Here is a 26,734-nt window from a genome sequence, read left to right as displayed (position 1 = left end):
CACGGAAAGTCCGGCCCCGGCCAGGTGTGGCTGAGGGGGCGGCGTGCGGGCTGAACCCGATGGACTACCAGATCACCGCCGCTGGCCACCCCGACTGGACGCGGCCCCAGGTCCTGGACCGGGACGTGGTGGGCACGGTCGATGCGGTGGGCCCGGAGGTGACCGGCGTACGTCCGGGGCAGCGCGTCGCCTGCCCGGCGACCTGCGCCGCCCGGGCGGCCCCGCCGAGTACGCCCTGGCCGACGCCGTGACCCTGGCGGCCGTATCCGGCGGACTCGACGCGGCCACGGCCGCCGCCGTGCCGTGCGCCGGGATGACCGCCTACCAGGCGGTGGTACGCCGACTGCCCGTCACCGCCGGGCAGACGGTGCTGGTCACCGGCGGTGGGGGGCGGCGTCGGGGACCGGCGGTGCGGGCGGCGTCGGCGGCTACGCCGTCCAGCTCGCCGCCCTCGCCGGAGCCCGGGTGATCGCCACCGCGTCCGCGACCTGTTCGCCCACGGCCGACTCGACCTGCTGGCCCGGACCGTCTCCCTCGGCGAGGTTCCGGCCGCCCTGGCCGAGCTGGCCGGCCGTCACGTGCGTGGCAAGCTCGTACAGACCAGCCCCTGACGGCCGGCCGTCACCGCCAGTCCACGGCGAAGGCCCGGCCGGGATTCTCCGTCAGGACGCGCCGCACCAGATCCTCGCCCAGGGCGAGCGCGAGCCGGGGGGCCACCCGGCGCAGCAGATACGGCATCCCGGGGCCGCCGTTCACCGAGCGGGCGGCGGCCGTCGTGGTGTCGCCGCCCAGCAGGAGCCGCTCGCCGAAACCGGCGTCGGCAAGGGCCCGTACGGCGTCCGGCATCCGCCAGTCGGTGGCGTGATGGGAATGTGACGGACCGTCGAACGCCAGATAACAACCCACTTCCGCGGCCTGGCGGTGCACCACCAGGTCGGGGAAGCGGTTGAGGTGCCCGAGCACCACCCGGTGCGGCGGCACACCCAACTCCCCGCACAGCAGGTCCAGTACGTCCAGGGCACCGGTCCCCAGCTCCAGGTGGACGGCGATCGGCGCGCCCGTGGCGTGATGGGCCTCGGCCGCCGCCGTCATGGTCCAGCGGGCGTGCGCGTCGAGGGCGTGGAACCCGCCCGCGACCTTGACGAACCCGGCGCGTACCCCCGACGTGCCGATGCCGTCGGTCAGTTCGGCGACGAAGACGTCGGCGAGCCGGCCGCGCAGCCCGGTGAGCGTCTCCTCGGCGTAGTGCACGGCCTGGTGCAGCCCGGTCGCGGCCACGACGTGCACACCCGTCTCCCGGGACAACGGCGGCAGATCGGCCGCCCGCCGCCCCAGGCCGTACGGCGTCCACTGCACCACCGACCCGCCGCCCGCCGCCCGGAACGCGGCCAGCTCCGCCCGCGCGGCCGAAGAGCTCCGCAGCTCCTGACCGGGCAGCCGGGGACTGCCGAAGAACAGGTGGTCGTGCGCGTCGCACACGCCCAGGTGCTCAGGAGGTATGTCCCCGAGCACCGTGCGGACCGCGCTCACCACTGGCGCCCGCGCGGCAGCCGGTCCCGCCCCGGGGCCGACAGGTGCAGCACCTGGAACACGTCACCGTCCGCCGTGGGCGCGTCGTGCTCCCACAGCGAGAAGTGCAGGACCTCCCAGCGGCCGGTGTCCACGGCGGCCGCCGCGAGCACCGCCCCGTCCTCGCCCGCCAGCCGCCCGGCCTCCCGCACCGCGTCCCGCGCCACCTCCGCCAACCGCGCCCCGTCCGGCACCGGTTGCCGCCGCCGCACCGCGAAACGCCCGCGAGAACCACCACCCTCCTCGTACGCCAGCCCCGTCCACTGCCGCACCGACGGCCGCCCGAAGTCGTCACTGAGCCCCTGGAAGCCACCGCCCCAGAGGAAGGCGTTCATGCCCTCCACCGTGTCCCAGAGGTAGAACGGCGCGTACTGGTTGACCGGCGAGCCGTACGTTCCGCGCTCGCGCGCCAGATACGCCTTGATGCCGAGCCCGTCCCAGTCGTCGAGCAGGTGCCCGACGCGGGCGACCCGGTCGCGGACGATGCCCATGTCGTAGTCGGCGGGCAGGGTGAGTTCGTACTGCATGGCGTGCATGGGCGGCCTCCTCGGGCGCATTCCCCTACGCGGTGCGGGAGTTGTGCGGGGCGAGCAGCGAGAGCAGCCCCCGGACGCCCGCGTCGAAGGCGGCGGGGGACCCGGACGCGCGGGCGAGGACGTAACCGCCCTGGACGGTCGCGACGACGGCGGCCGCGATCTGCGCGCCGTCCAGGTCCGGCGCGAACCGGCCCTGCTCCTTGCCCTCCTCGACGATCCCGGCGATCCGCTCCCGGAGCCAGTCCAGCGTCTCGTCGACCGGAGCCCGCAGCTCGTCGTGCGCGATCACGTCCGGGTCCATCGTCAGCCGGCCGACCGGGCAGCCGCGCAGCACGTCCCGCTCCCGCAGCAGATACGCCTCGATGCGCTCGTACGGCGTTCCCGGCCCGCCCAGTACTCCCTCGGCGGTGGCCCGCATCTCCTCGGCCGTCCGCCGGATCGCGGCGAGGGCGAGGTCCGGCTTGCCCTTGAAGTGGTGGTACATGCTGCCCTGCCCCGCGCCCGCGCGCTCCAGGATCGCCTTGGGACTGGTGCCCACGTAGCCGCGCTCCCACAGCAGCTCACGGGTGGACTCGATCAGTCGCTCGGAGGTGCTCATGGGAGCAGTGTACATACTAGTAGTTACAGACGGAGGCGGCCGCGGGAAGCAGCCGCCCCGCCCCCGCTTACTCCCCGGGAGGTACGCGCACTGCCGCTGGCCGTACGACGACCGGGGACCCCTTGCCGGACGACGCTCGGAAGCGACGCACAAGGACCTCAAGGCATCGCGACCGAGGAGTTGAACCGACATGCAGACCCTGGCGCACTTCGGCGACGGCGGGCCCGGCCCGTGGATCCTGCTCTTCCCGGTGATCTGGGCGCTGGTCATCGGCGGCGGCATCGCGCTGCTGCGCCGCACGGTGTGGCGCGGGCGCCGCGGCCCCCGCCGGCCCACCGTCGACGACCACTCGCCCCTCACCGTCCTCGGCCACCGCTTCGCCTCCGGCGAGATCGACGAGGACGAGTACTGGCGCCGGCTGTCCGTCCTGGACGAGCAGTTCGGCCCCGCGCGCAAGGGCGGTGCGGTATGACCACGACGATCACCCCGCGCACGGCCGCCCGGGTCGTCGACGCCGTGAAGGTGTACGGCGGTGGCGACACCGCCGTACGGGCCCTCGACGGCGTCACCGTGACCTTTCCGGCCGGCCGTTTCACCGCGATCATGGGGCCCTCGGGCTCCGGCAAGTCCACCCTGATGCACTGCGCGGCCGGCCTCGACACGCTCACCTCCGGCGCCGCCTACCTCGGCGACACCGACCTGGGCGGTCTCGACGACCGCCGCCTGACCCTGCTGCGCCGCGACCGTGTGGGCTTCGTGTTCCAGGCGTTCAACCTGGTGCCGACGCTCACCGTCGCGGAGAACATCACGCTGCCGCTCGACCTGGCGGGGAGCACGGGCGACCCCGAGTGGATCGACGCGCTGATCGACGTCGTCGGGCTGCGCGACCGGCTGCACCACCGGCCCGCCGAACTGTCCGGCGGACAGCAGCAACGCGTCGCCGTGGCACGGGCGTTCGCCGGGCAGCCGGACGTCGTCTTCGCCGACGAGCCGACCGGCAACCTCGACTCCCGCTCCGGGGAGGAGGTGCTGGGCCTGCTGGGCCGCGCGGTGCGCCGGACGGCCCGCACGGTCGTCATGGTCACCCACGACCCCGTGGCCGCGGCGCACGCCGACGAGGTCGTCTTCCTCGCCGACGGGCGCCTGGTGGACCGCATGGCAGCCCCGACCGCCGGCAAGGTCCTGGACCGGATGAAAGCCTTCGAGGTGCCCTCATGAACGCCTCCGTCCGCCTGAGCGTGTCCTCCCTGCGCGCCCACAAGAGGCGTTTCGCCGGGACGTTCCTCGCCGTGTTCCTCGGCGTGGCGTTCCTGGCCGGGACGCTCGTCATGGGCGACACCCTGCGCGCCGGCTTCGGCACCATGTTCGGCAACGCGGCCGGCGGCACGGACGCCGTGGTCCGCAGCGCCGACGCCATCACCACGCCCGGCGAGAGCGAGGGGGTGCGGCAGCCGGTCGCCACGGACCTGGTGGACCGCATCGAGAAGGTCCCCGGTGTCGCGGTCGCCGCCCCCAGCATCCAGGGCGCCGGACAACTCGTCGGCGCGAACGGCGATCCCGTCGGCGGGCAGGGCCCGCCCACCCTCGCCGGCAACTGGATCACCGACCCGAAGCTCAACCCGTACCGGCTCGCCGAAGGCCGCGCCCCGCAGAAGTCCGGCGAGGTCGTCGTCAACCGCGGTGCCGCGAAGACCGGCGACCTGAAGATCGGCGACACGACCGTCCTGCGCACCCCCGACCCGGTCGAGGTGACCATCGTCGGACTCGCCACCTTCGGCGGCGAGGACGGCATGGCGCAGGTCACCTTCACAGGCATGACACGGGCCGACGCCGAGAAGTACCTGACGGCCAGGCCCGGCGAGGCGTCCAGCATCCAGGTGCGGGCCGGTCCGGGCGTCGGCCAGCGGGAGCTCGTCGACCGGCTGACCCCCGTGCTGCCGAGCGGGGTCGAGGCCATCACCGGTCAGGAGTCGGCCGAGGAGAACAACGAGATGATCTCCAGCCGGTTCCTGAGCATTTTCACGCTCTTCCTGCTGGTGTTCTCCGGCATCGCCCTGCTGGTCGCCACGTTCTCCATCCACAACACCTTCGCGATCGTCGTGGCCCAACGCACCCGGGAAAACGCCCTGTTGAGGGCACTCGGCGCCACGCGCCGCCAGGTCACCGCGGCCACCCTTCTGGAGGCGACCGTCGTGGCCGTGACCGCCTCGGCCGCAGGCCTCGCGGGCGGCATCGGCATCGCGGCGGGGCTGCAGGCGCTGTTCCCGGCGATCGGATTCCCGTTCCCTAAGGGCGCGTTGGTGGTCGGCGCGGTGTCCCTGCTCCTGCCCCTCGCGGTCGGCATCGTGGTCTGCCTGGGCTCCGCCGTGCTGCCCGCCGTACGCGCCGGCCGCACCGCACCGCTGGCCGCGCTGCGCGAGACGGCCGTAGACACCTCCGGCGCCTCCCGGCTGCGGGCGGTCACCGGCACGGGACTTCTCGCCCTCGCGGTCGCGGTGACGCTCACCGGCGTACTGGTCTCACCCTCGGTGTGGCTGGCGGGAACCGGCGCCGTGCTGGCCCTGGCCGCGTTCGTGGTGCTCGGCCCGGTCGCCTCCTCCACCGCCGTACGCGCCCTCGGCAGCCCCCTCGGCCGACTGCGCGGCGTCACCGGCTCGCTCGCCCGGCGCAACGCCCTGCGCAGCCCCAGGCGGACGGCCGCCACCGCGAGTGCCCTGATGATCGGCGTGGCCGTCGTGTCGCTGTTCACCGTGTTCGGCGCCTCGCTGAAGGCGACCATGGACCAGACGGTGTCCCGGTCCTTCGCGGGCGACGTGGCCGTCAGCACGCCGTCGTTCGGCGCGGGCGGCAGCGGACTGAGCCCCGGGCTGGCTCCCGCCGTCGCGGGGCTCCCCGAGGTGGACACCGCCGTAGGGCTCGGCCGGGGCGTCGCCGAAGTCGACGGCGAGGGGCGGGCGTTGACCGTCACCGACCCGGTCGCCCTGGAACGCACCTTCGACCTGGGCACCGTCCAGGGCTCCCTGCGCGACCTGGGCACCGACGGCATCGCCCTCACCGAGCAGGAGGCCGGCAAGCGGGGCCTGACCCCCGGCGACACGACCCGGCTCACCTTCACCGACGGCGAGCAGGAAACCTTCACGGTCCGCGCGGTCTACGGCCAGTCCGAACTCGCCGGCGACTACGTCATCACCCGCGCCGCATGGGCCCCGCATCGCACCCAGGACTCCGACACCCTCGTCGCCGTCACCTTCAAGGACGGCGTGGGCACGGACGCGGGCAGGGCCGCCGTCGAGAAGGTCGCCGAGCGGTACGGCAACCCCGAGGTGCAGACCCGTGACGAGTACGCGCAGTCCTCGGCCGGCGGCATCGACATGATGCTCACCCTCGTCTACGCCCTGCTCGCCCTCGCGGTCCTCATCGCGCTCCTCGGCATCGCCAACACCCTCACACTGGCGATCCACGAACGCACCCGCGAACTCGGCCTGCTCCGCGCCGTCGGCCAGACCCGGTCCCAACTGCGGGCCATGGTCCGCTGGGAGTCCGTCCTGGTCGCCGCGTTCGGCACGGTGGGCGGGCTCGGCCTCGGCGCGTTCCTCGGCTGGGTGCTCGTGAAGGCGTCCGACGGCGCGTCCGACAGCGCCTTCGCCTTCGCGATGCCGCCCGTGCAGCTCGCCCTGGTGGCGCTGGTGGGCCTGGCCGCCGGAGCCCTCGCGGGACTGCGCCCGGCCCGGCGCGCGGCCCGCCTGGACGTGCTGCGGGCCATCGCCACCGAGTGACACCCGCGGACCCCGCGGGGGAGAGGGTCACCGCCCGGTCAGCCTGCGACGGCGGACCGGGCGGGAGCATGTTCGGGCCGGAGGCCTTCCGCGGCGGGCGCCACCTCCGCGAACCGGGGCGCGGGCTTGTCCTGCGCCGCGCGCCGCGGCGGGCGCGTCGGCGGCGCCACGGCGGCGGGGGACGTCGGGAGCGTGAACCACACCACCTTGCCGGACTCACCGTCGGGCAGCGCGCCCCAGCTCTCGCTCATCGCGGCCACCATCGCCAGCCCGCGCCCGCAGGTCGCCAGCGGCGCCATCTCGTCGATGTCCCCCACCACCGGCAGACGCGGGTCGTGGTCGCGCACCGAGACCTTGAGCCGGTCGAGCAGCAGCTCGATCTCCACGGTGCACGTCTTGTCGGGCTGGGCGTGCCGGTGGACGTTGGACAACAGCTCCGTCACACCCAGCGAGGCCCGGTCGATCAGGGAATCCAGATGCCAGTAGCGCAACTGCGCAGATACGATTCTGCGGACCTGGCCGATCCGCGACGGCAGGGCTTGGAGCTCCACCGTGCAGTGCCTGCTTGGGTGACTGATCACGGCTGCGACTCCCCGATGTCAGGTCCGGAAAGACGTCCGGAAGAACACGGAGTACGGATCCAGCAGGGCGCCTGCGTGACACTGCCGCCTGCTGTCGTGGCCGGCGGGCTGGTTCGCAGCGTTATCGCCGGTAAACCCAGAGTGACGTGAGAACAGAGTGACGCAGGGGGTGAGGTAGCGCAACTCGCGGACATCTCAGGCGCCGCGCCCCGCCGCCCTGCGCACGGCCTCGATGAAGCGGCGCGCCGCGGGCGGGCCCGGCTCGCCCGGCGCCGGGTCCTGCTCGCCCAGGGTCAGCAGGTACCGCTTGCCGTTGAGATCGGCCAGCGCCCGGTCGTCGGGGGCGAACCAGGGCTTGGAGGCGCGCACCGCCTGCACCGGCGCGCTGTCGATCTCACTGCCGTAGCTGGTGAGCAACTCCAGCCGGCCGTCGCTGATCCGGACCTGCCCGGCCCGGGTGAGCGAACGCAGCCGCTTCCCGATCCGCACCCCCGTGGCCGTGAACTCCGGCTCCGCCATGTCACCCGCCCCCTTGTGCGCGTCGGTGTGCCGGACCGTGCCTCCCGTGGGCCGGTACCGGCTCGTGTCGTCGTCCAGTGTGCCCCCGCCCGGGACCTTGGCCCCGCCCGGTGCAGTCTGCCCGCCCCCGCCGCCCGGCACCACCCCGCGCGACGGCCCGGCCAGGGGCGCCCGGTGCACTCACCCGAATGCGCCCCCGGAACCGCGCGCCCCCGTGCCCCACGCCTTGCCCCAGGGGGCGCTTTGGGGGGCTCAAAGATGCGTTTATGCAGGTGAGAAGCGTGCGAAAGGTGCTTATGATCGGTGTGTCGGCCGCGCGCCCCGCCGTCGGCGCGCGCAGCCCAAGGAGCCCCGTCGTGACCACTGACCAACAGCCCCGGACCGGCGCCACCCTCGACGTCGACCACAGCGACGCCGCCTACCGGGCGTGGCTGAAAGAAGCCGTCCGCAGGGTCCAGGCCGACCTCAACCGCTCGGCCGACACGCACCTGCTCCGCTTCCCGCTGCCCGAGCGGTGGGGCCTCGACCTGTACCTGAAGGACGAGTCGACCCACCCGACCGGCAGCCTCAAGCACCGCCTCGCCCGCTCCCTGTTCCTCTACGGCCTGTGCAACGGCTGGATCCGGCCGGGCCGTCCGGTGATCGAGGCGTCCAGCGGCTCGACCGCCGTCTCCGAGGCGTACTTCGCGAAGCTGATCGGCGTGCCCTTCATCGCCGTCATGCCGCGCACGACGAGCGCCGAGAAGATCCGCCTCATCGAGTTCCACGGCGGCCGGTGCCACTTCGTGGACGACCCCCGCACCATGTACGAGGAGTCCGCCCGCCTCGCGGCCGAGACCGGCGGCCACTACATGGACCAGTTCACCTACGCCGAACGGGCCACGGACTGGCGCGGAAACAACAACATCGCCGAATCCATCTTCCGCCAGCTGAAGTTGGAGCGGTTCCCGGAACCGGCGTGGATCGTCGCCACGGCCGGCACCGGCGGCACCTCGGCGACTCTCGCGCGCTACGTCCACTACATGCAGTACGACACCCGCATCTGCGTCGCCGACCCGGAGAACTCCTGCTTCTTCGAGGGCTGGACCACCGGCGATCCGGACGTCACATGCGACTGCGGCTCCCGTATCGAGGGCATCGGACGCCCGCGCATGGAACCGAGCTTCGTGCCCGGCGCCATCGACCGGATGATGAAGGTGCCCGACGCGGCCAGCATCGCCGCCGTACGGGCCCTGGAGCGGGCCATCGGACGCAAGGCGGGCGGCTCGACCGGCACGGGCCTGTGGAGCGCGCTGAAGATCGTCGCCGAGATGGTCGCCGAGGGGCGGCAGGGCAGCGTGGTGACGCTGCTGTGCGACCCGGGGGACCGGTACCTCGACAAGTACTACTCGGACGTCTGGCTGGCGCAGCAGGGGCTGGACATCGAGCCGTACGCGGCGGCGATCGAGTCACTGCTGCGGACGGGCGTCTGGCCCGACTGACCCCCTGGACCTGGCACCGCAACCCCGCGGGGCCTCACACCCGGCGCGCCAGCCGCCGGTCCAGCGAGACGGTCGCGTTCCGGAACGCGTGCCCCAGCCCCGCTTGGGCCAGCCGCAGCGCGACCCGGAACGGCGCCGGGCCGTCGGCCGCGAAGGTCCACTGCACGCGCGTACCGGTGCCGGCCGGGGCGAGCCGCCACTCCTCGACGAGCGCCCGGACGCCCGGCGCGTTGGTGACGTCGACGCGATACGCGTACACCTCGTCGGCCTTCGCCGTAAGGATCGTCTCCTGGAACCGGAGGCCGCCCTTGAGCCGGATCTCCCGCCCGGCTCCCTCACCCGTCGGCCGGGCCAGCGTCACCGCCGAGAACCACTCGGCCCACCCCGGCACGTCCTCGGCCAGCGCGCGGAACACCGACTCCGGTGCGGCGGACATCTCCCGAGTGAAGACCAGCCGCACGGGAGCGGTGCCGACGAAGCCGAGCCCCACCGGGCGCAGACGCCGAGCCATGGACACCACCCCCCTCGCGGGATCCCTCGACCACGGGCACCCTGGCTGATGAGCCGTCAGGCGCCAGGGCTCTGATCAGTCACCGTTCTCCGGCTCGCCCGCCACGATCAGCCGCAGGTGCTCCGAGATCTCCGCGCGCGCCCCGGACTCCAGACCGGCGTCGGTCACCAGGGTGTCGATCTGCTCCAGTTTCGCGAACGAGCTCAGTCCCACGACACCCCACTTGGTGTGGTCGGCGACCACGACGACCCGCCGGGCCGACTGCACGAGCCGCCGGTTGGTCTCGGCCTCCGCGAGGTTCGGCGTCGACAGGCCCGCCTCCACCGATATCCCGTGCACGCCGAGGAACAGCAGATCGAAGTGGAGCGCCGCGATCGCCTGGTCGGCGACCGGCCCCACCAGCGAGTCCGACGGAGTGCGCACCCCGCCGGTCAGCACCACCGTGGCCGCGCCCTGCCGCGGGCCCGAGGTGCGCTGCGCCGCGTGGAAGACGTCGGCCACCCGCACCGAGTTGGTGACCACGGTCAGGTCCGGTACGTCCAGCAGCTGGTGCGCCAGCGCGTACGTCGTCGTACCGCCCGACAGGGCGATCGCCGCGCCCGGCGCGACCAGCTTGGCCGCCGCCCGCGCGATGTCCTCCTTGGCGCTGAGCTCCAGGCCCGACTTGGCCTCGAAACCCGGTTCGTGCGTGCTCGCCTCGACCACCGGGACCGCGCCGCCGTGCACCTTCTCCAGCACGCCCTGCCGGGCGAGCGCGTCGAGGTCGCGGCGGACCGTCATGTCCGACACGCCGAGCTTGCGGGTCAGCTCGTTGACGCGGACCCCGCCCCGGCGCCGGACCTCGTCGAGGATCAGGGCGCGCCGCTGCTCCGCGAGGAGGTTCTGATTCTCGCTCACGTACGCTCCGGTCCTTTCGCCTCATTGCCGTCCGACACGCCCTGCGCACCTTCCCCAGGCTCTCGACTCCGCTCGAGCAGGGGACCCATTGACAAGGACATTCTCCCCGACCCCGGTGCGCGGGCGTCCCATCCTCGCACGTCGCGTCACGGGCCGCGCCACCGCCTGCTCGCCGCGCGCATGACACTCGTGCCGCTTTCGTTACCCGTCCGTCACCCGGTTCGGGGAGATTCCGTGACGAGAGGTGTGCGCCGCCTTTGCGGCGGAGATCCTCTGCCCGCACAGACAGAGCCGACGGCGCGTCACGGGGGAAGTGCGAACAATGGAACGTGCGCAGGAACGTGCCTCGACCAGCGGAACCGGGGCCGGGGAAACCGGCACCGCCCTGGAGCTCCTGGTCCACGGGGTGGGCGGCACGACACCGCAGGAGATGCTGAACGATCCGCGCACGGAGCGGATCACCGGCGACGACATCGCGGCCGTCTTCCGGCGCGCCGACGACGTCGACGCGGAGACCCGGACCGACCACCGCCGCGACGGACCGGTGCCCGAGGCCTACGTCTGGTGCAACCTCACCTCCGGCAACGGCACGCGCGCCCTGTGGCTGTTATTGCTGCCGTTCATGGTGGTCAACCTCGCCCACTGGATGCGCCCCACGGCCCGGGGCCGCAGACGCACGGTCCGCCTGTACGGGCTGCTGGTGCGCCTGGCGGGACTGACCCTGACGGTGCTGCTCGTCGCGGCCGCCTGCGAGGTCGCCCTCGATCTCGCCGCGTGGCAGTGCGCGGGCACGCTCACGTGTTCCGACCGGCACTCCTGGCTGGGCTTCCTCTCACCCACGGTCTCCGACGGCGGCTGGTGGAGCCGCCCCGGCCGCAGGCTGGCCCTCGCGGCCCTGGTGCCCACCGCCCTGACCGGCCTCCTGTGGTACCTGTCCCTGCGCACCTGGAGCGCGTACGAGTCCCAGCAGCCCATGACCCGCGCACCGGAGCGCGACGAGGCCGGCGACCGCACCGCACTGGGCCGCCCCGGCTTCTGGTACGGCCGCCGCCTGGTGGCCCGGCTGCGCGCCGCGCACACCGCGGCCGGACTGCTCACCGTCGCCGCCGCGGTCGGCACCGCCGCCGCCCGGTACGACCGCGAGGCGGGCGGCCCGGCCGTCCTGGACGTCCTGGGCCTGCTGCTGGCAGCGGCACTCGTGGCCGGCGCGATCGCCGTGGTCTGGGTGGTCTGCCGCCGGGGCCGCACCGAGAACCGCCTCGACAAGGAACTCGACGCACACCTCGTACGACGCCTGCCGCTCGCCGCCCTCGTCCTGCTCGCGCTCACCCTGGTGTACGCCGGGTGGGAGCGCCCGGGGTGGGTATCGGCCGGCCGGCTGCCGGGCGACGCGACCTTCGGCGCCATCGCTCTGGTCCAGGGGCTGCTCGTCGTCGTCCTCGCCGTCGTCGCCCACGTCCTGTACCGCACACATCCGGAGCCGCGCGCCGTGCTGCGGGGCCTCGGCGGGCCCGTGGTCGTGATGCTGGCGTGCGCGCTGGGCGGTGTGATGTCCGGCGGTGTGGCCCAGCGGGTGTCCGACTGGCTGGACGGCACCGGGACCTCCATCAAGGGGCCGCCGGTCCTGCTGACCTGGCAGGCGTCCGTCATCCCGCCGCTGCTCGTCGTACTGCTGGTGATGTGCGGCTGGCTGGCCCGGCGCGCCTGGCGGCTCGCCCGCGCCGAGCGCGCCGTCGTGGAGCGTGACTACCCGGACGAGGCCGGGGACCCCGGACGCACCCGCCGTATCGCCTCCGCGCGCGCGATGGCGACCCTCACCGACCAGGCGCCTGTCCTGATCGGCGTGACCTCCACGGCGACCCTGGTCCTGGGCGCCGGGGCCCTCGTCGGCGCCCTGACCACCGACCGGACGCCCGGCGAGGCCACTCAGCACGCGTACGACGTCGTCCACGGCGCCGCCGAGACCGCCCAGGCCCTCGGCTCCTGGCTGATAGGGCTCGGCTTCATACTGTTCGTCACCTGGGGCCGGCGCGCCTACAAGGACGCCTCCGCCCGGCGCACCATCGGCATCCTCTGGGACGTCGGCACCTTCTGGCCGCGCGCCGCCCACCCCTTCGCGCCGCCCTGCTACGCCGAGCGCGCCGTGCCCGACCTGACCTGGCGGATGGCGACCTGGACCCGCGTCACCGGCGGGCGGCTGGTCATCTCCGGGCACTCCCAGGGCAGCGTGCTCGCGGCGGCCGCGGCCTGGCAGCTCGCGCCGTCCGCCCGCAGGCGGGTCGCGCTGCTGACGTACGGCTCCCCGCTGGAGCGCCTGTACGGCCGCTGGTTCCCGGCCCACTTCGGCCCGGCCGCGCTCACCTCGCTGCACCACGACGTCGACTGCTGGCGCAACCTGTACCGGCTCACCGACCCCATCGGCGGCCCGGTGGGGCTGCCCGGCGACTGCGGCCCCGAGGTGGACCACGAACCCCTGAAGGACCCCCTCTCCTACGGCCGTACCGAGCTGCATCCGCTGCCCGCGCCGATCCTCGGCCACTCCGACTACCAGGCGGACCCGGCGTTCGCCGAGGAACGCCGGCGGCTGCTGACCCGGCTGCGGCCGGGTGTACCGGCGCCGCGCCACACCGGGCCCCAGGCCGGGCAGCCTCAGGACGGGGAGCCTGAGGACGGGGAGCCTCAGGGCAACTCGGGCAGGTCCTCGGCGTAGAGCAGGGTCAGGTCGTCCGTGCTCGGGTCGTCCAGCTGGGCGACCCGGCTCGCATGCCGCTCCACCATCGCCTCGAAGGTCTGCCGCGCGGTGCGGCCGTTGCCGAACGCCGGGCCCTTGGGAATCCCGGTGAAGTACTTCAGCAGGGCCTCGGCCGCGCCCGGCGCCAGCCGGTACTCGTGCTCCTCGGCCTGCTGCTCCACGATCCGCAGCAGCTCCTGCGGGCCGTAGTCGCTGAAGGTGATGGTCCGCGAGAAGCGGGAGGCGACACCCGGGTTGACCGACAGGAACCGCTCCATCTCGGCCGTGTAGCCCGCGACGATCACCACGACCGCGTCCCGGTGGTCCTCCATCAGCTTCACCAGTGTGTCGATGGCCTCCTTGCCGAAGTCACGGCCCGCGTCCTCGGGGGACAGCGCGTACGCCTCATCGATGAACAGCACGCCGCCGCGGGCCTTCTCGAAGGCCTCCTGGGTGCGGATCGCCGTCGAGCCGATGTGCTCGCCGACCAGGTCGACCCGGGACACCTCGACCAGGTGGCCCTTCTCCAGCACACCGAGGGAGGCGAGGATCTCGCCGTAGAGGCGGGCGACGGTCGTCTTGCCGGTGCCGGGGGAGCCCGTGAAGACCAGGTGCCGCTTGACGGAGGCCGCCTTCAGGCCCGCCTGCTGGCGGCGCCGGCCCACCTCGATCATGTCGGTGAGGGCACGCACCTCACGCTTGACGCTCTCCAGGCCCACGAGCGCGTCGAGTTCACCGAGGACGGCCTTGGAGGTGCGGACCGGCTTCTCCGGCTCCGGGGCCGGGGCGGGCGTCTCCTGCTCGGCACGCTGACCGGGGATCGCGCCCAGCAGGCCGGGGGAGGGGGTCGCCGTCTGCACGGCCGTCTCCCGCGCCACGGACGGTCGCAGCCCCCCGCTCTCGTCGCTCGTGCAGTCCTCGACGACGGGGCCCCCTGCGGACCCCGCGTCCGCGCCGCCGTCCGCGAACTCGTACCCACCCCGCGCGCACCGCTCCGTGCGGCACTTCCGCAGCGTGGTGCGGCTGCCGTCGATCACATGGAAGCCGTAGCCGCCGCTGCCCGTCACCCGGCAGTTCAGGAAGCTGCCGCGGCCCCCGGCCGACACATAGACCCCGGCCTCCGCGGGGGAGTCGACCGTGCAGCGCTCGACGGTCGGGTCGGCGCCCTTGGTGACGATCACGCCGGTCTGGGTGCCGTCCAGCGTGCAGTTGCTGAGGGTGCCGCCGCTGCCGTGGTCGCGGAACCAGGCGCCCGTCGCCGCATCCCGGATCCGGCAGTCGTCGAGCTGCGCGGTGGCGCCGTCGCTCACCGACACGGCCGTGTTGCGCACCTGGGACAGGTCGCTGTCCACGACGTCCGCGCGCGAGCCGCGGTCGAGGACGAACAGCGCGTCCGGCACGTCGTGCACCCGGCAGGAGTCGAGCACCGCCGTGGCGCCGTCGCTGACCCACACCGCCGGGTAGTCGCCGGTGCTGTCGAAGATCTCGCACTGGTTGGCGTCCACACGCGTGCCCGGGTCCCACACCGACAGGCCGTTGCGCCCGAACTGCCGCACGCTGGTGCGGGTCAGGGTGAGCACGGAGCGCGAGCGCAGATCGATCGCGTTCTCCGGGATGTCGTGGATACGGCAGTCGGCGAGTGTGAGCACGGCGTCCGTGTCGAGCGTGACGCCGTCGGCGGTCGTGCGGTGCACGTCGCAGTCGGTGAGGTGGGCGGTGGCCCGGCCCGTGACCTGGACGCCGCTGCCGCGCACCTCGTAGACCTCGCAGCCCACCGCCTCCAGCGCGGAGTTCTCACCGGTCGCCGTCAGTCCCGAACCCGAGGTGTGGTGGATCCGGCAGCGGTCCAGACGCGGGTGGGCGCCGCCGCGCACCGCCACGCCCGCCTGCCCGGCGGCGACGACCTCGCACTCCTCGAACACCCCGCCCCCGCCGTCGAGGACGGCGATGCCGATGCCCGCCGGATTGTCGACCGTGCAGCGGCGCACGGTCGGCCGGGCGCTCCCGCGCACCTCGATCCCGGCCGCGGACCGGGTGACGACCCGGACGTCCCTCAGCTCCGGCGTGCCCTCCTCGACGAGCACCGCCGGCGCGGCCGCGTCCTGGCCCTCCACGTGCAGGTCCTGGACCACCGCCGAGGCCCGCACCGTCAGCGGCACCCCGTCGACGGGCGCGATCCGCACCGAACCGGGGGAACCCTCGGGACCGCGCAGGGTCACCGCCCGCTGCACGACGAGGTTCTCCCGGTAGGTGCCGGGCGCGACGGTGAGGACGTCACCGTCGGCCGCGGCCTCCAGGGCTGCGGCGAGCGATGCGTACTCACCCGTGCGGCGCCGCCACCGCGACGTGCCGGTGTGCGTCACCTGGACCGTGCCCTGTGCCATGGCGTAACTGTGCCCCCACCTCGTCGTACTGATGGCTCGTTCGCCTTCGGGGCGTCACAGCCGGTACTGGGACCGCGACCGTGCTCACGCCCGTCGGGCCTGAAGCGCACTCGCACTCTCACACCGGCGCGCCTCTACGGCCAACTCACGCGCGGGTTGTCGCCGATTGGTTCGGCCGGTCCACCGTAGCGTGCGCGCGGGTGGTGGATTGACCAGAGCCGGAAGGCCGTCAGCTGCCCGTGCCCGTCCTGCCCCAGTCCGGGCCCGCCTTGTCCCATGCCTGGTCCCAACGGGCGTACCGGCGGCGGACCATGCGCCAGACGATCACACGTCTGCCGCTCTCTATGAGGCCCGCGGTCGCCAGGGCCGCGCCGAACCCGGCGAGGACGGCGTGCGTCGACGCCGTCGCGGCGTCCAGCGGGCGGGCCACCAGCTTGCCGTGCCGGTCCGTCCATATCCGGAAGTGATCGCCCTGCTGCGGGGTCTTGAGGCCCGCCAGGACCGGGCCGCGGTGCTCGGTGCCGTCCGGCGCGGTCCACTCGGCGAGGACGCGGTTGCGCAGGTCCCGTCCCGTGGAGGTCTCCGGGTCGGCCTCCAGCGGGGAACCCTCCAGCTTGCGGACCACGGTGGCCGTCACCACGTACCGGGACTGGTGCTGCTCCCGGACGGACCGCTGCAGGGCGTCCTGGGCGGCGCCGCCGACGACGGAGCCGATCAGCGGGGCGGCGAGAAGGATCAGGAGCAGGGCCACCAGGGCCAGCCAGGCCTCGGCCAGATCGGTCGCCCGGCACAGCGGATTGTGCCGCCAGCGCCAGAGCCCACTGATCGCCCGCACGGTCCGCACCCCCTTCCCGCTCCGTGATAACCCCCTGCGGAGTCGCTCACGCGAGGGCCCGGTGAAGAGAGAGCGAAATCACCTCTCGCCAGGACCTCTCATGAACTTCTCACGAATGGCCAACGCACAGTCCCTGGGCCGCGGTTCCCACAGGTGATCGATCGATCTGCTACTCGAGGATCCGGACCGGGTCCCCGACCCGGATCATGCCGCGGGAGAGGGGCACCAGGTTCTGCCCGAAGACCAGTTTGCCCCCGATGCGGCGGTGTTGCCCCAGTGTGTGCAGGGGCTCCCTGCCGCGCACCGCGGTGCCCTGGTCGGTCGTGGTCACGACGCATCGCCCGCAGGTCTTGGCGATGCGGAAGGTGACGTCGCCGACGGCGATGCGCGACCAGCCGTCCTCGGCCCAGGCGGCGGTGCCGGCCACGACCACGTTCGGCCGGAACCGGTTCATGGGCAGGGGGCCCTCGCCCGCGTGATCGCCCTCGGCCATCAGGGAGTTGAGGGCGTCGAGGGAGGAGACGGTCGCGAGCAGCAGCGGGTAGCCGTCGGCGAAGGAGACGGTCTCGCCCGGCAGCGCGTACTCCGGGTCGACGGGCCGGCGCAGGGCCGGATCGTCCATGTGCACCAGGCGCACGTCGGTGCCGAGGTAGGCGCTGCACCAGGCGTGCGCGGCCGCGTCCTCGGCGGGGACCGCCTCGACCTTGTCGCGGAAGATCTCCACCGGCACGGTGCGGACCGGCCGGGGAACGCGTACCGTCAGCGGCTCCATGCCGGGCGCGGACAGCCGTACGCCGCCGCCGGGCAGGAGCTCGGCGGCGGCCAGGGCGAGGCGCGGCTGCTGGCGTTGCGTGACGACCTTTCCCCCGTCGTCGATCAGCACCCAGCGCCGGTCTCCGGCCAGCCCCCAGGGCTCCACGACGGCCTCCCGGGGCGCCAGGCCCCGGAACGCCTTGACCGGATGGACGTGAATCGAGTGCAGATACGCGTTCGCCATGGGGTCATCGTGCCAGGCGGCACCGACAACCCCGGGTCGGGTCAGTAACCGCGGTACTGCTGGTTGTTGTACGGATCCTGGTAGGGAGCCGGGGCGGGCCGGGGAGCCGCGGGGCGCATCGCCTCGTAGCCCGCGGCGGACGCCGGCGCGGGGCGCGGAGGCTGCGGCTGCGGGCCGGGATAGCCGCGCGGTGCCGTCGCCTGCTGGGGGATGTACGCCGCGGGCGCCTGCTGGAGCGGGGCGGGCTGCGGCGCCTGCGGATAGCCGTAGGCGGGCTGGGCCGGGGCCGCCGGGAGGGCGGGCAGTGCCGAGGGCAGTGCGGGCAGGTGGCTGCCCGGCATGTCGTACTGGGCGGGCACCCGGATCGGAGCGATCTGCGGGGTACCCCGCTCCTTCACGAGCGAGTCGTAGATCGGGGTGTCCGGGAAAGAGGCGGAGTAGTAGCCGCCACCATAGGTGGAGCCGGGGGAGGTCATGGCACATAAGTTAAGCCCACGATGTGCTGGTTGGGGAGACCGATAAGAGGGTTGTTTTCCGTGTCGTCGGTGACGCGGGATCGCCAATGCGAGCGAACTTGGCCAAAAAGGTGCGCTGAGCAGGGTTCGGATCGTGTATAGGCCGAGTTCCGGGCGGGTTACCGGGGGTCGGCCGCCAGTCTTTCCGTACTCCTCATGGGAGTTCGATGCCGTGGGGAATAGGTTGTGCGGACGGAACCCGATCGACTGCCGGGTGTGGCCTGGCGCGGTGACACGTGATGGGGGCGGGCATGTCAATGCTGAAAGGTTCAAATACTCCGGTGTCGACGACGGCGCTGCGAGTGGAATTGGGCTGGCGTTCCGGACCGGGCGTGCCCGACGCGGACGCCTCGGCGCTGCTGCTGGTCGACGGAAAGGTCCGGTCCGACGGCGACTTCGTCTTCTACAACCAGCCGCTGCACTCCTCCGGCGCGATCCGGCACGAGGGCAAGCGGGACGCCGGTGGCCGGGTGAGCGACACGCTCCTGGTCGACCTCGCGCGCGTGGAGCCCGCGATCGAGACGGTCATCGTCGCCGCTTCCTGCGACGGCGGCACGTTCGGGCAGGTGCCGGACCTGTACATCGAGGTACGGGACGCCGCGCAGGGCACCGTGTCGGCCCGCTTCGACAGCACGGGCGCGACGACCGAGACCGCTTTCGTCCTCGGTGAGTTCTACCGCCGTCAGGGCGCCTGGAAGTTCCGTGCCGTCGGCCAGGGCTACAGCAGCGGACTCGAAGGCCTGGCCACGGACTACGGCATCACGGTGGACGAACCGCAGCACACCGCACCGGCAGCGGCACCCGCGACGACCGCGCCGCCGCCCGCGGCGCCCACGGTGACCCAACCGGTGGCGCCGCCCCCGTCCGCGACACGACCGGTCGCTCCGCCTCCGCCGGCCGCGCCCCCCGCCGCACCGGTCCGCCTGACCAAGGTGACGCTCACCAAGGCGGCGCCCTCGGTCTCGCTGACCAAGCAGGGCGGTACCTCCGGCGCCCTGCACGTCAACCTCAACTGGCAGGTGCACAAGCAGTTCTCCGGCTGGGGCGCCAAGTTCGGCCGCGCGGCCGCGATGCACTCCGATCTCGACCTGGACCTGTGCGCCCTGTACGAGCTCACCGACGGCAGCAAGGGAGTCGTGCAGGCCCTGGGCAACGCCTTCGGGTCGCTGCACCAGCCGCCGTACATCCAACTCGACGGCGACGACCGCACCGGCGCCGTGGAGTCCGGCGAGAACCTCACCGTCAACCTCGACCACAAGAACGCCTTCCGGCGCATCCTCGTCTTCGTCACCATCTACGAAGGCGCCCGCTCGTTCGCCGACCTGAACGCCACCGTCACCCTCACACCGCAGCACGGCGCGCCGATCGACTTCTCGCTCGACGAGTGCACCGTTCCCTCGCCGGTGTGCGCGCTCGCCCTGATCACCAACACCGGCGGCGACCTCGTCGTCCAGCGCGAGGCCCGCTACCTGGTGCCCGAGCGCGGGGTGAGCCCGCAGCGCACCGTCGACTACGCCTACGGATGGGGCATGAACTGGACGCCGGGCCGGAAATGACCCGTCCAGGGCGCGGGTGCTCAGCCCTCGTCGGGCACGGCGTCCGGGCGCGCGTAGGTGCGGCCCTTCCAGGCCGCACCGCGCCCCCGGTAGTGCTGCACCGCGGAATCGACCGTCATCAGCAGGTACAGGAACGCGGTGAACGGCAGCAGGGGCGCCACCCACAGCGGCTGCCGGTAGTAGCGGAGCATCGGGACGTACGTCCCCGTCATCACGAGCCACGCCGTTGCGCCGACTACCGCTGCCGCCGCACTCCCCGAGGCCAGGCCCATGACGACCGCGGCGGGCGGCACCAGGTACACCAGCCCCAGTCCGGCGACCGTTCCGGCCAGCACCAGCGGGTTGTGCCGGAGCTGGGCGTACGCGCTGCGCGAGACCATCCGCCACAGGTCGCCCAGCCGCGGATAGGGGCGCACGCTGTCCACCCGGTCCGCCAGCCCCAGCCACACATGGCCGCCGCCGCGCTTGACGGCCCGCGCCAGGGCCACGTCGTCGATGACGGCGTGGCGGATGGCCTCCGGGATCCGGGCCCGCTCGGCGGCCTCGGCGCACAACAGCACGCACCCGCCCGCGGCGGCCGCCGTACGCGTCCCCTTCTTTCCGATCCGCCGGAAGGGGTACAGCTGCGCGAAGAAGTAGACGAAGGCCGGCACCACGAGCCGCTCCCACGTGCTGTCCACCCGCAGCCGGGCCATCTGGGAGACGACGTCGAACCCTCCGGTGCGTGCCGCCGCCACCAGCCGGCGCAGGCTGTCCGGCGCGTGCGCGATGTCGGCGTCGGTCAGCAGCAGGTACTCGGGGGCACGCGCGCGTGCCAGGCCGATGCCGTGGCGCACCGCCCACAGCTTGCCGGTCCAGCCCGCGGGCGGCTCGCCCGGCGAGTCCACCGTGAGCGGCAGCCCGCCGTGCCGGCGCGCCAGCTCACGCGCCAGGTCCCCGGTGCCGTCCGCACTGTTGTCGTCGACCAGGAAGACCTCCGCCCGCCCCGGGTAGTCCTGGGCGAGCAGCGACGGCAGACTGGCGGGCAGCACCGCCGCCTCGTCGCGGGCCGGTACGACCACACACACGGACGGCCACGCCTCCGGCTCCCCGCAGGGCGGCAGTCTGACGTCCGTACGCCAGAAGAAGCCCTGGCAGAGCAGCAGCCACAGCCAGGCGGCGAGTGATCCGGCGGCGATCCACACAACGGCGCTCACGCGCGCAGTCTGCCCCACCGGACCGGCCGGAAGACGCTCATCGTCTATCGTGGCCGGGTGAAGATCGCGCTCATGGACTCCGGAATCGGTCTGCTCGCGGCCACCGCCGCGGTACGGCGTCTCCGCCCCGACGCCGATCTCGTACTCTCCCTCGACCCCGACGGCATGCCGTGGGGACCGAGGACCCCCGAGGACCTGACCGAGCGCGCCCTGGCCGTCGCCGAGGCGGCGGCCGGGCACCGGCCCGACGCCCTCATCGTCGGCTGCAACACCGCGACCGTCCACGCGCTCACCGCCCTGCGCGCCCGACACGAACCGGACCTGCCCGTCATCGGCACGGTCCCCGCGATCAAGCCGGCCGCGGCCGGCGGCGGCCCGATCGCCATCTGGGCCACCCCGGCCACCACCGGCAGCCCGTACCAGCGCGGACTCATCCGTGACTTCGCCGACGGGGTGCCCGTCACCGAGGTCCCCTGCCGGGGGCTCGCCGAAGCCGTGGAACGCGCGGACGAGGCGGCCATCGACGCCGCCGTCGCCGCGGCCGCCGCGCTCACCCCCGACGATGTGACGACCGTCGTCCTGGGCTGCACCCATTACGAACTGGTCGCCGAACGCATCCGGGCCGCCGTCCAGCAGCCCGGCCGCCCACCCCTCGTCCTGCACGGCTCCGCCGGAGCGGTGGCCGCCCAGGCACTGCGCCGCCTCGGCGAGCAGCCCGTCCCCCGCGCCGCCACCGACGGCACGCTGACCGTGCTGCTGAGCGGACGCGAGGGCCCGCTGCCCGCGGCCGCCCTGGCCTACGAGGAAGGCCGGCTCCTCCAGACGGTCACCCCGGCTCGGTGACCTACGCCGTACGGCGGTGCGCATGACCCAGGCCGTACGGCGGCGCGAGCCCGGCTCTCCTCCGGCACCGAGGCAAGGAGCCGGCGGCCCGACCGGCTCAGTGACTCTCCGCGACGCGGTACCCGTGCAGCGAAACCTGAGTAACCTCGTAGCCATGAGGGACCACCGCCACGGCGAGGACGCCCCGAACCCCGACGTCTGGACCGGCCACGCCACCAACCGGCTGCAGTGGCTGCTGGCGCTCATCGGTGCGGGCTGCATGGCACTCGGTATCGAGCTGGCCGTCGACGCACCGTGGACGTCCGGCAGCGCCCCGCTCATCATGGCGATCGTCGGCTGCATCGCCGCCGGGCTGCTGGTCCTCTTCGGCACGCTCGCGTTCGTGCACGTCGCCCTGAGGGTCGACAAGGAGTCCCTCGAGGTGCGCTGCGGCCACATCGGCGTGCCGCGCCGCCGCATCCCGCTCTCACAGGTGGCGGGCGCCGAGTACACCTCGGACGTCACCCCGCGCCAGTGGGGCGGCTGGGGCTACCGCTGGCGCCCCGAGAAGGGCACCGCGGTCGTCGTCCGGCGCGGCGAGGGCGTCGTCCTGCGCCTGTGGGACGGACACACGTTCACGATCACCGTCGACGACGCGGAGGCGGCCGTACGGGTGATCAAGGACCGGCTGCGGCCGACCAGTCCTGGGCCCGCGCACTGAGTTCCTGGCCCCCGCACTGAGTCACCGAATCGGTCATCGGTCGGGCCTCGACGGGTGTCCCTGTGACAAGCCCGGCGCTCACCACGCGCGCGTGCCCGCCTCGTCCCGCGCCGGCTCGTCGGCGAGCGGGCGGGCCGTCGACATGCCCGCGAGCAGGCCCGCGCCCACCGACACCGCGGTGAAGCTCAGCGCGTTGCCGACCGCGGCGATGGCCGCGAGTGACGTCAGGGCCGCGCCCGCGGTGAGCGCCACCGGTGTGGGGCGCGGGGAGCGCCACAGCGCGTACAGGACCCAGCCGAAGGCCGCCGCCAGCAGTACGACCCCGACGACGCCCTGCTCGGCCGCCTGCTGCAAAGGCGCCGAGTGGGCCTTGCCGTCGGACAGCGGCGACTGGGCCGCCGTCGCACTCAGCTCCCCGAAGCGCCCCGGGCCCACGCCCAGGGCGGCGTCCTGGTGCGCCATGCTCAGCGCGTCGCGCCACAGGTCGACGCGGTGCGGGGTCAGCCGGTCCTCGACGGACCCGGCGAGCCCGTCCGGCACGGCCTTCCCGGCGACTGCCCAGGTCAGGCCGGTCACCAGGACGGTGACCGCGGCCAGTGCGGCGATGCCCGGGCCGCGGCGGCGGGCGCGGCCGGTGGCCAGCGACCACAACAGCACCGCCGCGCAGCTGACACATCCGGTGGCCGAGCCGAGCGCGGCCGCCGTCACCGCCGTCCCGGCGGCCAGCAGACGCAGCGCGAACCGTACGGCCGGAACCGGGCTCGCCCAGGCCGCGCAGCACGCGGCGCCCGCCGAGAGGGTCAGCACGGCGGCGGTGGCCCCGGCGTGCCCCAGCGGCGTGCCGATCTGCGGGCCCGGGGCCAGATGCGGAACGGCCACGGTCAGGCCGATGCCGGTCAGCGCCCCGGCACACGGCGCGGCGACCGGCAGGAGCGCCCCGCCGATCCGGCCCGCGGCGTAGCCGGCGGTCACGGCCAGCACCGCGAGCAGCATGCCCTCGGGACGGCCGCCCTGCGCGGCCGCGGAGATCAGGGACCAGCCGGCGCAGGCCCCGAGCACCACGACACCCGTGGCGTCGGAAACGTTTCGTCTCTCGCTCTCGGCCTCCGCACCGGCCGCGGACACCATCCCTGTGGAACCCACCCCGCCCCCCGCATCACGTCGCCCCCGACCTGTGACGGACCACGCCCCCCGGGCCTCGACCGGCCGCACTGCGGGGGCTTCGGCACACCGTAACGGCTGGTGGACGGTTTGGGGATGTCTGGTGAAAAGTTGCGGTGGTGGGGTGAGGTGAAGTGCGGTGCCGTGTCGTGTGGTGCGGCGCGGTGCGGCGGGGAGCGGGCCCGCGTGGGCGGGCGCGCTCATCGGTGCCGGTCCCCGGGACGTCAGGCCGCACGCGTGCCGGTGGCCGCCCCGTGGACCGCGCTGTCCGTGCCAAGGTCACTCGCCGTAGACTCCCGGGGTGACCGTCACCGCAACCTCCGTCGGCGAGTCGGACCAGTTGGAGCCGCAGATCGCGCCCGCGGCCCGTGGCCGGCGGCTCATGCGCCTCGTTCCGGCCGCCGCGGCAGCGCTCTCCGGCCTGCTGCTGTACGTCAGCTTCCCGCCGCGCACCCTGTGGTGGCTGGCCATGCCGGCCTTCGCCGTCTTCGGCTGGGTGCTGCGCGGCCGCGGCTGGAAGGCCGGACTCGGCCTCGGCTACCTCTTCGGCCTCGGCTTCCTGCTGCCGCTGCTGGTGTGGACCGGTGTGGAGGTCGGCCCCGGGCCCTGGATCGCGCTGGTGCTGATCGAGGCGGTCTTCGTCGCACTGGTCGGCGCGGGCGTCGCGGCGGTGTCGAAGCTGCCCGCCTGGCCGGTGTGGGCGGCCGCGCTGTGGATCGCCGGTGAGGCGGCACGCGCGCGTGTGCCGTTCCGCGGCTTCCCCTGGGGCAAGGTCGCGTTCGGGCAGGCGGACGGCGTCTTCCTGCCGCTCGCCGCGCTGGGCGGCACCCCGGTACTCGGTTTCGCGGTCGTCCTGTGCGGCTTCGGCCTGTACGAGATCGCGCGCGTGGCGGTGCAGGCCCGGCGCACCGGCACCGTACGGCGGGCCGCGGCGGCCGTGGGCCTGCTGAGCGTGGCCGTCCCGGTCCTGGGTGCGGTGGCGGCCCGGCCGTTGGTCAGCGACAAGGCCGAGGTCGGCACCGCGACCGTCGCGGTCATCCAGGGCAACGTCCCGCGCCTGGGGCTCGACTTCAACTCCCAGCGGCGGGCCGTACTCGACTACCACGCGCGCGAGACGGAGCGGCTGGCCGCCGAGGTCAGGGCGGGCAAGGTCGCCCGGCCCGACTTCGTGCTGTGGCCGGAGAACTCCTCCGACATCGACCCGTTCGCCAACGCGGACGCGCGTGCCGTCATCGACGCGGCTGCCAAGGCCATCGGCGCCCCCATCTCGGTCGGCGGCGTCGTGGAGCGCGACGGCAGGTTGCTCAACGAACAGATCCTGTGGGACCCGGTCAAGGGCCCCGTCGACACCTACGACAAGCGCCAGATCCAGCCGTTCGGCGAGTACCTCCCATTGCGTTCCCTCGTCGGGGCGATCAACAGCGACTGGACGAGCATGGTCCGGCAGGACTTCAGCCGGGGCAGCGAGCCGGGCGTGTTCACCATGGACGGCGCCAAGGTCGGCCTCGTCACCTGCTACGAGGCGGCCTTCGACTGGGCCGTGCGCGACACGGTCACCGACGGCGCCCAGATGATCTCCGTGCCGAGCAACAACGCGACGTTCGACCGCAGCGAGATGACCTACCAGCAGCTCGCCATGTCCCGCGTCCGCGCCGTCGAGCACAGCCGGACCGTCACCGTGCCGGTGACCAGCGGCGTCAGCGCGATCATCATGCCGGACGGGAGGATCACACAGAAGACCGGCATGTTCGTGGCCGACTCCCTGGTCCAGAAGGTGCCGCTGCGCTCCTCGCAGACGCCCGCCACGCGGCTGGGCGTCCTGCCGGAGATCGCCGTCCTGCTGGTCGCGGCGGGCGGGCTCGGCTGGGCGATCGGCGCCGGGGTGCGCGGACGACGCGCCGGTGACGTATAGCCGTACGCCCGTCGCACACCGGCCGAACCGCGTCGGGGCGGCGGGAGCGGCCCGTTAGGGTCGGGCCATGGCTACTCCCGACTTCATCCGCACGCTGCGTGCCTCCGCCGGTCATCAGCTGCTGTGGCTCCCCGGAGTCACCGCCATCGTCTTCGACGACGAGGACAGAGTGCTGCTGAACCGCCGGTCCGACACCGGCAGGTGGTCGGTGATCGGCGGCATCCCGGACCCCGGGGAGCAGCCCGCGGTCTGCGCCGTGCGCGAGGTCGAGGAGGAGACCGGGGTGCGGTGCGTCGCCGAGCGGGTCGTGCTCGTGCAGGCGCTGGAGCCGGTCACCTACGCCAACGGCGACACCTGCCAGTACATGGACATCACCATCCGGTGCCGGGCCGTCGGCGGCCAGGCGCGGGTCAACGACGACGAGTCGCTGGAGGTCGGCTGGTTCGCCGTGGACGCCCTGCCCGAACTGAACGAGCACGGACTCTTCCGGATCAAGCAGGCCCTGTCGGACGCACCCACATGGTTCGACCCCACGGGATCTGCCTGAACTATGGGGCGTGACCACATGGGGCGAGGCGCGGGTGCTGCCTAGGGTCGAGACATGACCGTGCCCCGCGCCCTCCCGGCCCCCCACGCCCCCACGCTCGACCTCGGCGGCCGCACCGCCCTCGTCACCGGCGCCGCCGGCGGCATCGGCCGCGCCTGCGCGCTGCGGCTCGCGGCCGCCGGGGCCAAGGTGAGAGCCGTCGACCGCGACGCCGCGGGCCTGGAGACGCTGGCCGAGGGGGCCCGGGACCTCACGGGCACGGTCGAACCGCACGTCCTCGACCTCACCGACCTGGACGCCGCCGAACTCGCCGCCGCGGGCACCGACGTCCTCGTCAACAACGCCGGACTGCAACTGGTGCGCCCGATCGAGGAGTTTCCGCCCGACGTCTTCCACACGGTGCTCACCGTCATGCTGGAGGCCCCGTTCCGGCTCATCCGCGGTGCCCTGCCCCACATGTACGGGCAGGGCTGGGGCCGCATCGTGAACGTGTCGTCCGTGCACGGGCTGCGCGCCTCGGCCTACAAGTCGGCCTACGTGGCCGCCAAACACGGCCTGGAGGGACTGTCCAAGACCGCCGCCCTCGAAGGCGCGCCCCACGGGGTCACCTCGAACTGTGTGAACCCCGCCTATGTGCGCACCCCACTGGTCGAGAAGCAGCTCGCCGACCAGGCCCGGGCGCACGGCATCCCCGAGGAGCGCGTGCTGTCCGAGGTGCTGCTGCAGGACAGCGCCGTCAAGCGGCTCATCGAACCGGAGGAGGTCGCCGAGGCCGTGGCGTACCTGTGCAGCCCGCAGGCGTCCTTCATGACCGGCACCTCGCTCGTGCTCGACGGCGGCTGGACCGCCCACTGAACGCTCGCGTGTTCGAAGTCGGCGGAGTTGTCCA

At 73.5% G+C, this 26,734-nt stretch carries 26 protein-coding genes; 12 read left to right on the top strand and 14 right to left on the bottom strand.

The genetic code is table 11. The annotated features are described in order from the left end of the window. The first annotated feature begins 26 nt into the window (after nucleotides 1-26). Nucleotides 27-251, top strand: a complete 225-nt coding sequence (locus ACYVMZ_RS06585) for an alcohol dehydrogenase catalytic domain-containing protein (RefSeq protein ID WP_461076509.1) — start codon at nucleotides 27-29, stop codon at nucleotides 249-251. A gap of 177 nt (nucleotides 252-428) precedes the next feature. Here ACYVMZ_RS06585 and ACYVMZ_RS06580 read toward each other — a convergent pair whose 3' ends face one another. The 4 genes from ACYVMZ_RS06580 to ACYVMZ_RS06565 are packed head-to-tail and all read right to left on the bottom strand — an operon-like array spanning nucleotide 429 to nucleotide 2,703. Further along, nucleotides 429-578 carry a hypothetical protein gene (locus tag ACYVMZ_RS06580; protein ID WP_461076507.1) on the bottom strand — a complete coding sequence of 50 codons (150 nt, stop codon included), beginning with the start codon at nucleotides 576-578 and terminating at the stop codon, nucleotides 429-431. A 43-nt stretch (nucleotides 579-621) separates the two neighbouring features. After that, the gene (locus ACYVMZ_RS06575; protein WP_461076505.1) at nucleotides 622-1,530 is read right to left on the bottom strand and encodes a phosphotriesterase family protein; all 909 of its coding nucleotides are present in this window, start codon (nucleotides 1,528-1,530) and stop codon (nucleotides 622-624) included. Beyond that, entirely contained in the window at nucleotides 1,527-2,105 is a 579-nt protein-coding gene (locus ACYVMZ_RS06570; RefSeq protein ID WP_461076503.1) for a DUF4865 family protein, read from the bottom strand. Before ACYVMZ_RS06570 ends, ACYVMZ_RS06575 begins: the two co-directional genes overlap by 4 nt. A 25-nt stretch (nucleotides 2,106-2,130) precedes the next feature. Further along, nucleotides 2,131-2,703, bottom strand: coding sequence for a TetR/AcrR family transcriptional regulator (locus ACYVMZ_RS06565; protein WP_461076501.1), 573 nt, complete (start codon nucleotides 2,701-2,703; stop codon nucleotides 2,131-2,133). A 190-nt stretch (nucleotides 2,704-2,893) separates the two neighbouring features. Here ACYVMZ_RS06565 and ACYVMZ_RS06560 point away from each other — a divergent pair, with 190 nt between their 5' ends. Genes ACYVMZ_RS06560 through ACYVMZ_RS06550 form a run of 3 tightly spaced genes read left to right on the top strand, consistent with a single transcriptional unit; the run spans nucleotide 2,894 to nucleotide 6,479 of the window. Further along, nucleotides 2,894-3,175, top strand: a complete 282-nt coding sequence (locus ACYVMZ_RS06560; protein WP_461076499.1) for an SHOCT domain-containing protein — start codon at nucleotides 2,894-2,896, stop codon at nucleotides 3,173-3,175. Next, nucleotides 3,172-3,921, top strand: a complete 750-nt coding sequence (locus ACYVMZ_RS06555) for an ABC transporter ATP-binding protein (RefSeq protein ID WP_461076497.1) — start codon at nucleotides 3,172-3,174, stop codon at nucleotides 3,919-3,921. Before ACYVMZ_RS06560 ends, ACYVMZ_RS06555 begins: the two co-directional genes overlap by 4 nt. Further along, complete coding sequence (locus tag ACYVMZ_RS06550) at nucleotides 3,918-6,479, top strand: ABC transporter permease (protein WP_461076495.1); 2,562 nt, start codon at nucleotides 3,918-3,920, stop codon at nucleotides 6,477-6,479. Before ACYVMZ_RS06555 ends, ACYVMZ_RS06550 begins: the two co-directional genes overlap by 4 nt. A gap of 38 nt (nucleotides 6,480-6,517) precedes the next feature. Here ACYVMZ_RS06550 and ACYVMZ_RS06545 read toward each other — a convergent pair whose 3' ends face one another. Together ACYVMZ_RS06545 and ACYVMZ_RS06540 are read right to left on the bottom strand one after the other, a co-directional pair. Further along, nucleotides 6,518-7,060 (bottom strand): ATP-binding protein, encoded by a 543-nt coding sequence (locus ACYVMZ_RS06545; RefSeq protein WP_461076493.1) that lies wholly within the window; start codon nucleotides 7,058-7,060, stop codon nucleotides 6,518-6,520. Nucleotides 7,061-7,255: 195 nt separating this feature from the next. Then, complete coding sequence (locus ACYVMZ_RS06540; protein ID WP_461077089.1) at nucleotides 7,256-7,579, bottom strand: hypothetical protein; 324 nt, start codon at nucleotides 7,577-7,579, stop codon at nucleotides 7,256-7,258. A gap of 356 nt (nucleotides 7,580-7,935) precedes the next feature. Between ACYVMZ_RS06540 and cds1 the strand changes: the two genes are divergently transcribed. Beyond that, nucleotides 7,936-9,060 (top strand): L-cysteine desulfhydrase Cds1, encoded by a 1,125-nt coding sequence (cds1, locus tag ACYVMZ_RS06535; protein WP_461076491.1) that lies wholly within the window; start codon nucleotides 7,936-7,938, stop codon nucleotides 9,058-9,060. A gap of 34 nt (nucleotides 9,061-9,094) precedes the next feature. Here the strand turns inward: cds1 and ACYVMZ_RS06530 are convergent, their stop codons facing one another. Both ACYVMZ_RS06530 and ACYVMZ_RS06525 read right to left on the bottom strand, forming a co-directional pair. Further along, the gene (locus ACYVMZ_RS06530; protein ID WP_461076489.1) at nucleotides 9,095-9,571 is read right to left on the bottom strand and encodes an SRPBCC family protein; all 477 of its coding nucleotides are present in this window, start codon (nucleotides 9,569-9,571) and stop codon (nucleotides 9,095-9,097) included. 75 nt (nucleotides 9,572-9,646) lie between these two features. After that, complete coding sequence (locus ACYVMZ_RS06525; protein ID WP_461076487.1) at nucleotides 9,647-10,468, bottom strand: DeoR/GlpR family DNA-binding transcription regulator; 822 nt, start codon at nucleotides 10,466-10,468, stop codon at nucleotides 9,647-9,649. A gap of 322 nt (nucleotides 10,469-10,790) precedes the next feature. On the opposite strand from ACYVMZ_RS06525, the gene ACYVMZ_RS06520 reads away from it, so the two are divergent. After that, nucleotides 10,791-13,178: a hypothetical protein gene (locus ACYVMZ_RS06520; RefSeq protein WP_461076485.1), complete on the top strand. Its 2,388-nt coding sequence runs from the start codon at nucleotides 10,791-10,793 to the stop codon at nucleotides 13,176-13,178. Here ACYVMZ_RS06520 and ACYVMZ_RS06515 read toward each other — a convergent pair. From ACYVMZ_RS06515 to ACYVMZ_RS06500, 4 genes are all read right to left on the bottom strand, one after another. Then, complete coding sequence (locus ACYVMZ_RS06515) at nucleotides 13,148-15,583, bottom strand: right-handed parallel beta-helix repeat-containing protein (RefSeq protein ID WP_461076483.1); 2,436 nt, start codon at nucleotides 15,581-15,583, stop codon at nucleotides 13,148-13,150. The two genes, ACYVMZ_RS06520 and ACYVMZ_RS06515, sit on opposite strands and share 31 nt — an antisense overlap. Nucleotides 15,584-15,812: 229 nt before the next feature. Further along, on the bottom strand, nucleotides 15,813-16,418 hold the full coding sequence (locus ACYVMZ_RS06510; RefSeq protein WP_461076481.1) for an Rv1733c family protein: 606 nt from the start codon (nucleotides 16,416-16,418) through the stop codon (nucleotides 15,813-15,815). A 169-nt stretch (nucleotides 16,419-16,587) separates the two neighbouring features. Next, nucleotides 16,588-17,415, bottom strand: a complete 828-nt coding sequence (locus ACYVMZ_RS06505) for an MOSC domain-containing protein (RefSeq protein WP_461076479.1) — start codon at nucleotides 17,413-17,415, stop codon at nucleotides 16,588-16,590. 41 nt (nucleotides 17,416-17,456) lie between these two features. Then, nucleotides 17,457-17,891: a DUF6643 family protein gene (locus ACYVMZ_RS06500; RefSeq protein ID WP_461076477.1), complete on the bottom strand. Its 435-nt coding sequence runs from the start codon at nucleotides 17,889-17,891 to the stop codon at nucleotides 17,457-17,459. Between the two features lie 296 nt (nucleotides 17,892-18,187). Here ACYVMZ_RS06500 and ACYVMZ_RS06495 point away from each other — a divergent pair, with 296 nt between their 5' ends. Then, nucleotides 18,188-19,486: a TerD family protein gene (locus tag ACYVMZ_RS06495; RefSeq protein WP_461076475.1), complete on the top strand. Its 1,299-nt coding sequence runs from the start codon at nucleotides 18,188-18,190 to the stop codon at nucleotides 19,484-19,486. A 20-nt stretch (nucleotides 19,487-19,506) separates the two neighbouring features. Here the strand turns inward: ACYVMZ_RS06495 and ACYVMZ_RS06490 are convergent, their stop codons facing one another. Continuing rightward, a complete protein-coding gene (locus tag ACYVMZ_RS06490; RefSeq protein ID WP_461076473.1) occupies nucleotides 19,507-20,700 on the bottom strand; it encodes a glycosyltransferase in 1,194 nt (397 codons plus the stop codon). 39 nt (nucleotides 20,701-20,739) lie between these two features. Between ACYVMZ_RS06490 and ACYVMZ_RS06485 the strand changes: the two genes are divergently transcribed. Together ACYVMZ_RS06485 and ACYVMZ_RS06480 are read left to right on the top strand one after the other, a co-directional pair. Beyond that, entirely contained in the window at nucleotides 20,740-21,525 is a 786-nt protein-coding gene (locus tag ACYVMZ_RS06485) for a glutamate racemase (RefSeq protein WP_461076471.1), read from the top strand. Nucleotides 21,526-21,679: 154 nt separating this feature from the next. Beyond that, the gene (locus tag ACYVMZ_RS06480; protein ID WP_461076469.1) at nucleotides 21,680-22,225 is read left to right on the top strand and encodes a hypothetical protein; all 546 of its coding nucleotides are present in this window, start codon (nucleotides 21,680-21,682) and stop codon (nucleotides 22,223-22,225) included. A gap of 78 nt (nucleotides 22,226-22,303) precedes the next feature. Here ACYVMZ_RS06480 and ACYVMZ_RS06475 read toward each other — a convergent pair whose 3' ends face one another. Continuing rightward, nucleotides 22,304-23,353, bottom strand: a complete 1,050-nt coding sequence (locus ACYVMZ_RS06475; RefSeq protein WP_461077087.1) for an O-antigen ligase family protein — start codon at nucleotides 23,351-23,353, stop codon at nucleotides 22,304-22,306. 334 nt (nucleotides 23,354-23,687) lie between these two features. On the opposite strand from ACYVMZ_RS06475, the gene lnt reads away from it, so the two are divergent. From lnt to ACYVMZ_RS06460, 3 genes are all read left to right on the top strand, one after another. Then, nucleotides 23,688-25,298: an apolipoprotein N-acyltransferase gene (lnt, locus tag ACYVMZ_RS06470; protein ID WP_461076467.1), complete on the top strand. Its 1,611-nt coding sequence runs from the start codon at nucleotides 23,688-23,690 to the stop codon at nucleotides 25,296-25,298. 67 nt (nucleotides 25,299-25,365) lie between these two features. Further along, nucleotides 25,366-25,845: an NUDIX hydrolase gene (locus ACYVMZ_RS06465; protein ID WP_461076465.1), complete on the top strand. Its 480-nt coding sequence runs from the start codon at nucleotides 25,366-25,368 to the stop codon at nucleotides 25,843-25,845. A gap of 54 nt (nucleotides 25,846-25,899) precedes the next feature. Continuing rightward, a complete protein-coding gene (locus ACYVMZ_RS06460; protein ID WP_461076463.1) occupies nucleotides 25,900-26,700 on the top strand; it encodes a 3-hydroxybutyrate dehydrogenase in 801 nt (266 codons plus the stop codon). The last annotated feature ends 34 nt before the right edge of the window (nucleotides 26,701-26,734 follow it).

This window comes from Streptomyces deserti (assembly GCF_054782695.1).
The sequence above is the reverse complement of the archived record's forward strand: the minus strand, read 5'-3'. Positions and strand labels throughout refer to the sequence as shown.

Excerpts from the sequence above, each read along its gene's own strand:
- ACYVMZ_RS06565 (WP_461076501.1), bottom strand. The coding sequence starts at position 2,703 with ATGAGCACCTCCGAGCGACTGATCGAGTCCACCCGTGAGCTGCTGTGG.
- ACYVMZ_RS06540 (WP_461077089.1), bottom strand. The coding sequence starts at position 7,579 with ATGGCGGAGCCGGAGTTCACGGCCACGGGGGTGCGGATCGGGAAGCGG.
- ACYVMZ_RS06495 (WP_461076475.1), top strand. The coding sequence starts at position 18,188 with ATGCTGAAAGGTTCAAATACTCCGGTGTCGACGACGGCGCTGCGAGTG.
- ACYVMZ_RS06520 (WP_461076485.1), top strand. The coding sequence starts at position 10,791 with ATGGAACGTGCGCAGGAACGTGCCTCGACCAGCGGAACCGGGGCCGGG.
- ACYVMZ_RS06505 (WP_461076479.1), bottom strand. The coding sequence starts at position 17,415 with ATGGCGAACGCGTATCTGCACTCGATTCACGTCCATCCGGTCAAGGCG.
- ACYVMZ_RS06480 (WP_461076469.1), top strand. The coding sequence starts at position 21,680 with ATGAGGGACCACCGCCACGGCGAGGACGCCCCGAACCCCGACGTCTGG.
- ACYVMZ_RS06560 (WP_461076499.1), top strand. The coding sequence starts at position 2,894 with ATGCAGACCCTGGCGCACTTCGGCGACGGCGGGCCCGGCCCGTGGATC.
- ACYVMZ_RS06460 (WP_461076463.1), top strand. The coding sequence starts at position 25,900 with ATGACCGTGCCCCGCGCCCTCCCGGCCCCCCACGCCCCCACGCTCGAC.
- ACYVMZ_RS06530 (WP_461076489.1), bottom strand. The coding sequence starts at position 9,571 with ATGGCTCGGCGTCTGCGCCCGGTGGGGCTCGGCTTCGTCGGCACCGCT.
- ACYVMZ_RS06500 (WP_461076477.1), bottom strand. The coding sequence starts at position 17,891 with ATGACCTCCCCCGGCTCCACCTATGGTGGCGGCTACTACTCCGCCTCT.
- ACYVMZ_RS06550 (WP_461076495.1), top strand. The coding sequence starts at position 3,918 with ATGAACGCCTCCGTCCGCCTGAGCGTGTCCTCCCTGCGCGCCCACAAG.
- ACYVMZ_RS06570 (WP_461076503.1), bottom strand. The coding sequence starts at position 2,105 with ATGCACGCCATGCAGTACGAACTCACCCTGCCCGCCGACTACGACATG.
- ACYVMZ_RS06555 (WP_461076497.1), top strand. The coding sequence starts at position 3,172 with ATGACCACGACGATCACCCCGCGCACGGCCGCCCGGGTCGTCGACGCC.
- ACYVMZ_RS06515 (WP_461076483.1), bottom strand. The coding sequence starts at position 15,583 with ATGGCACAGGGCACGGTCCAGGTGACGCACACCGGCACGTCGCGGTGG.
- ACYVMZ_RS06475 (WP_461077087.1), bottom strand. The coding sequence starts at position 23,353 with ATGGTGTCCGCGGCCGGTGCGGAGGCCGAGAGCGAGAGACGAAACGTT.
- ACYVMZ_RS06465 (WP_461076465.1), top strand. The coding sequence starts at position 25,366 with ATGGCTACTCCCGACTTCATCCGCACGCTGCGTGCCTCCGCCGGTCAT.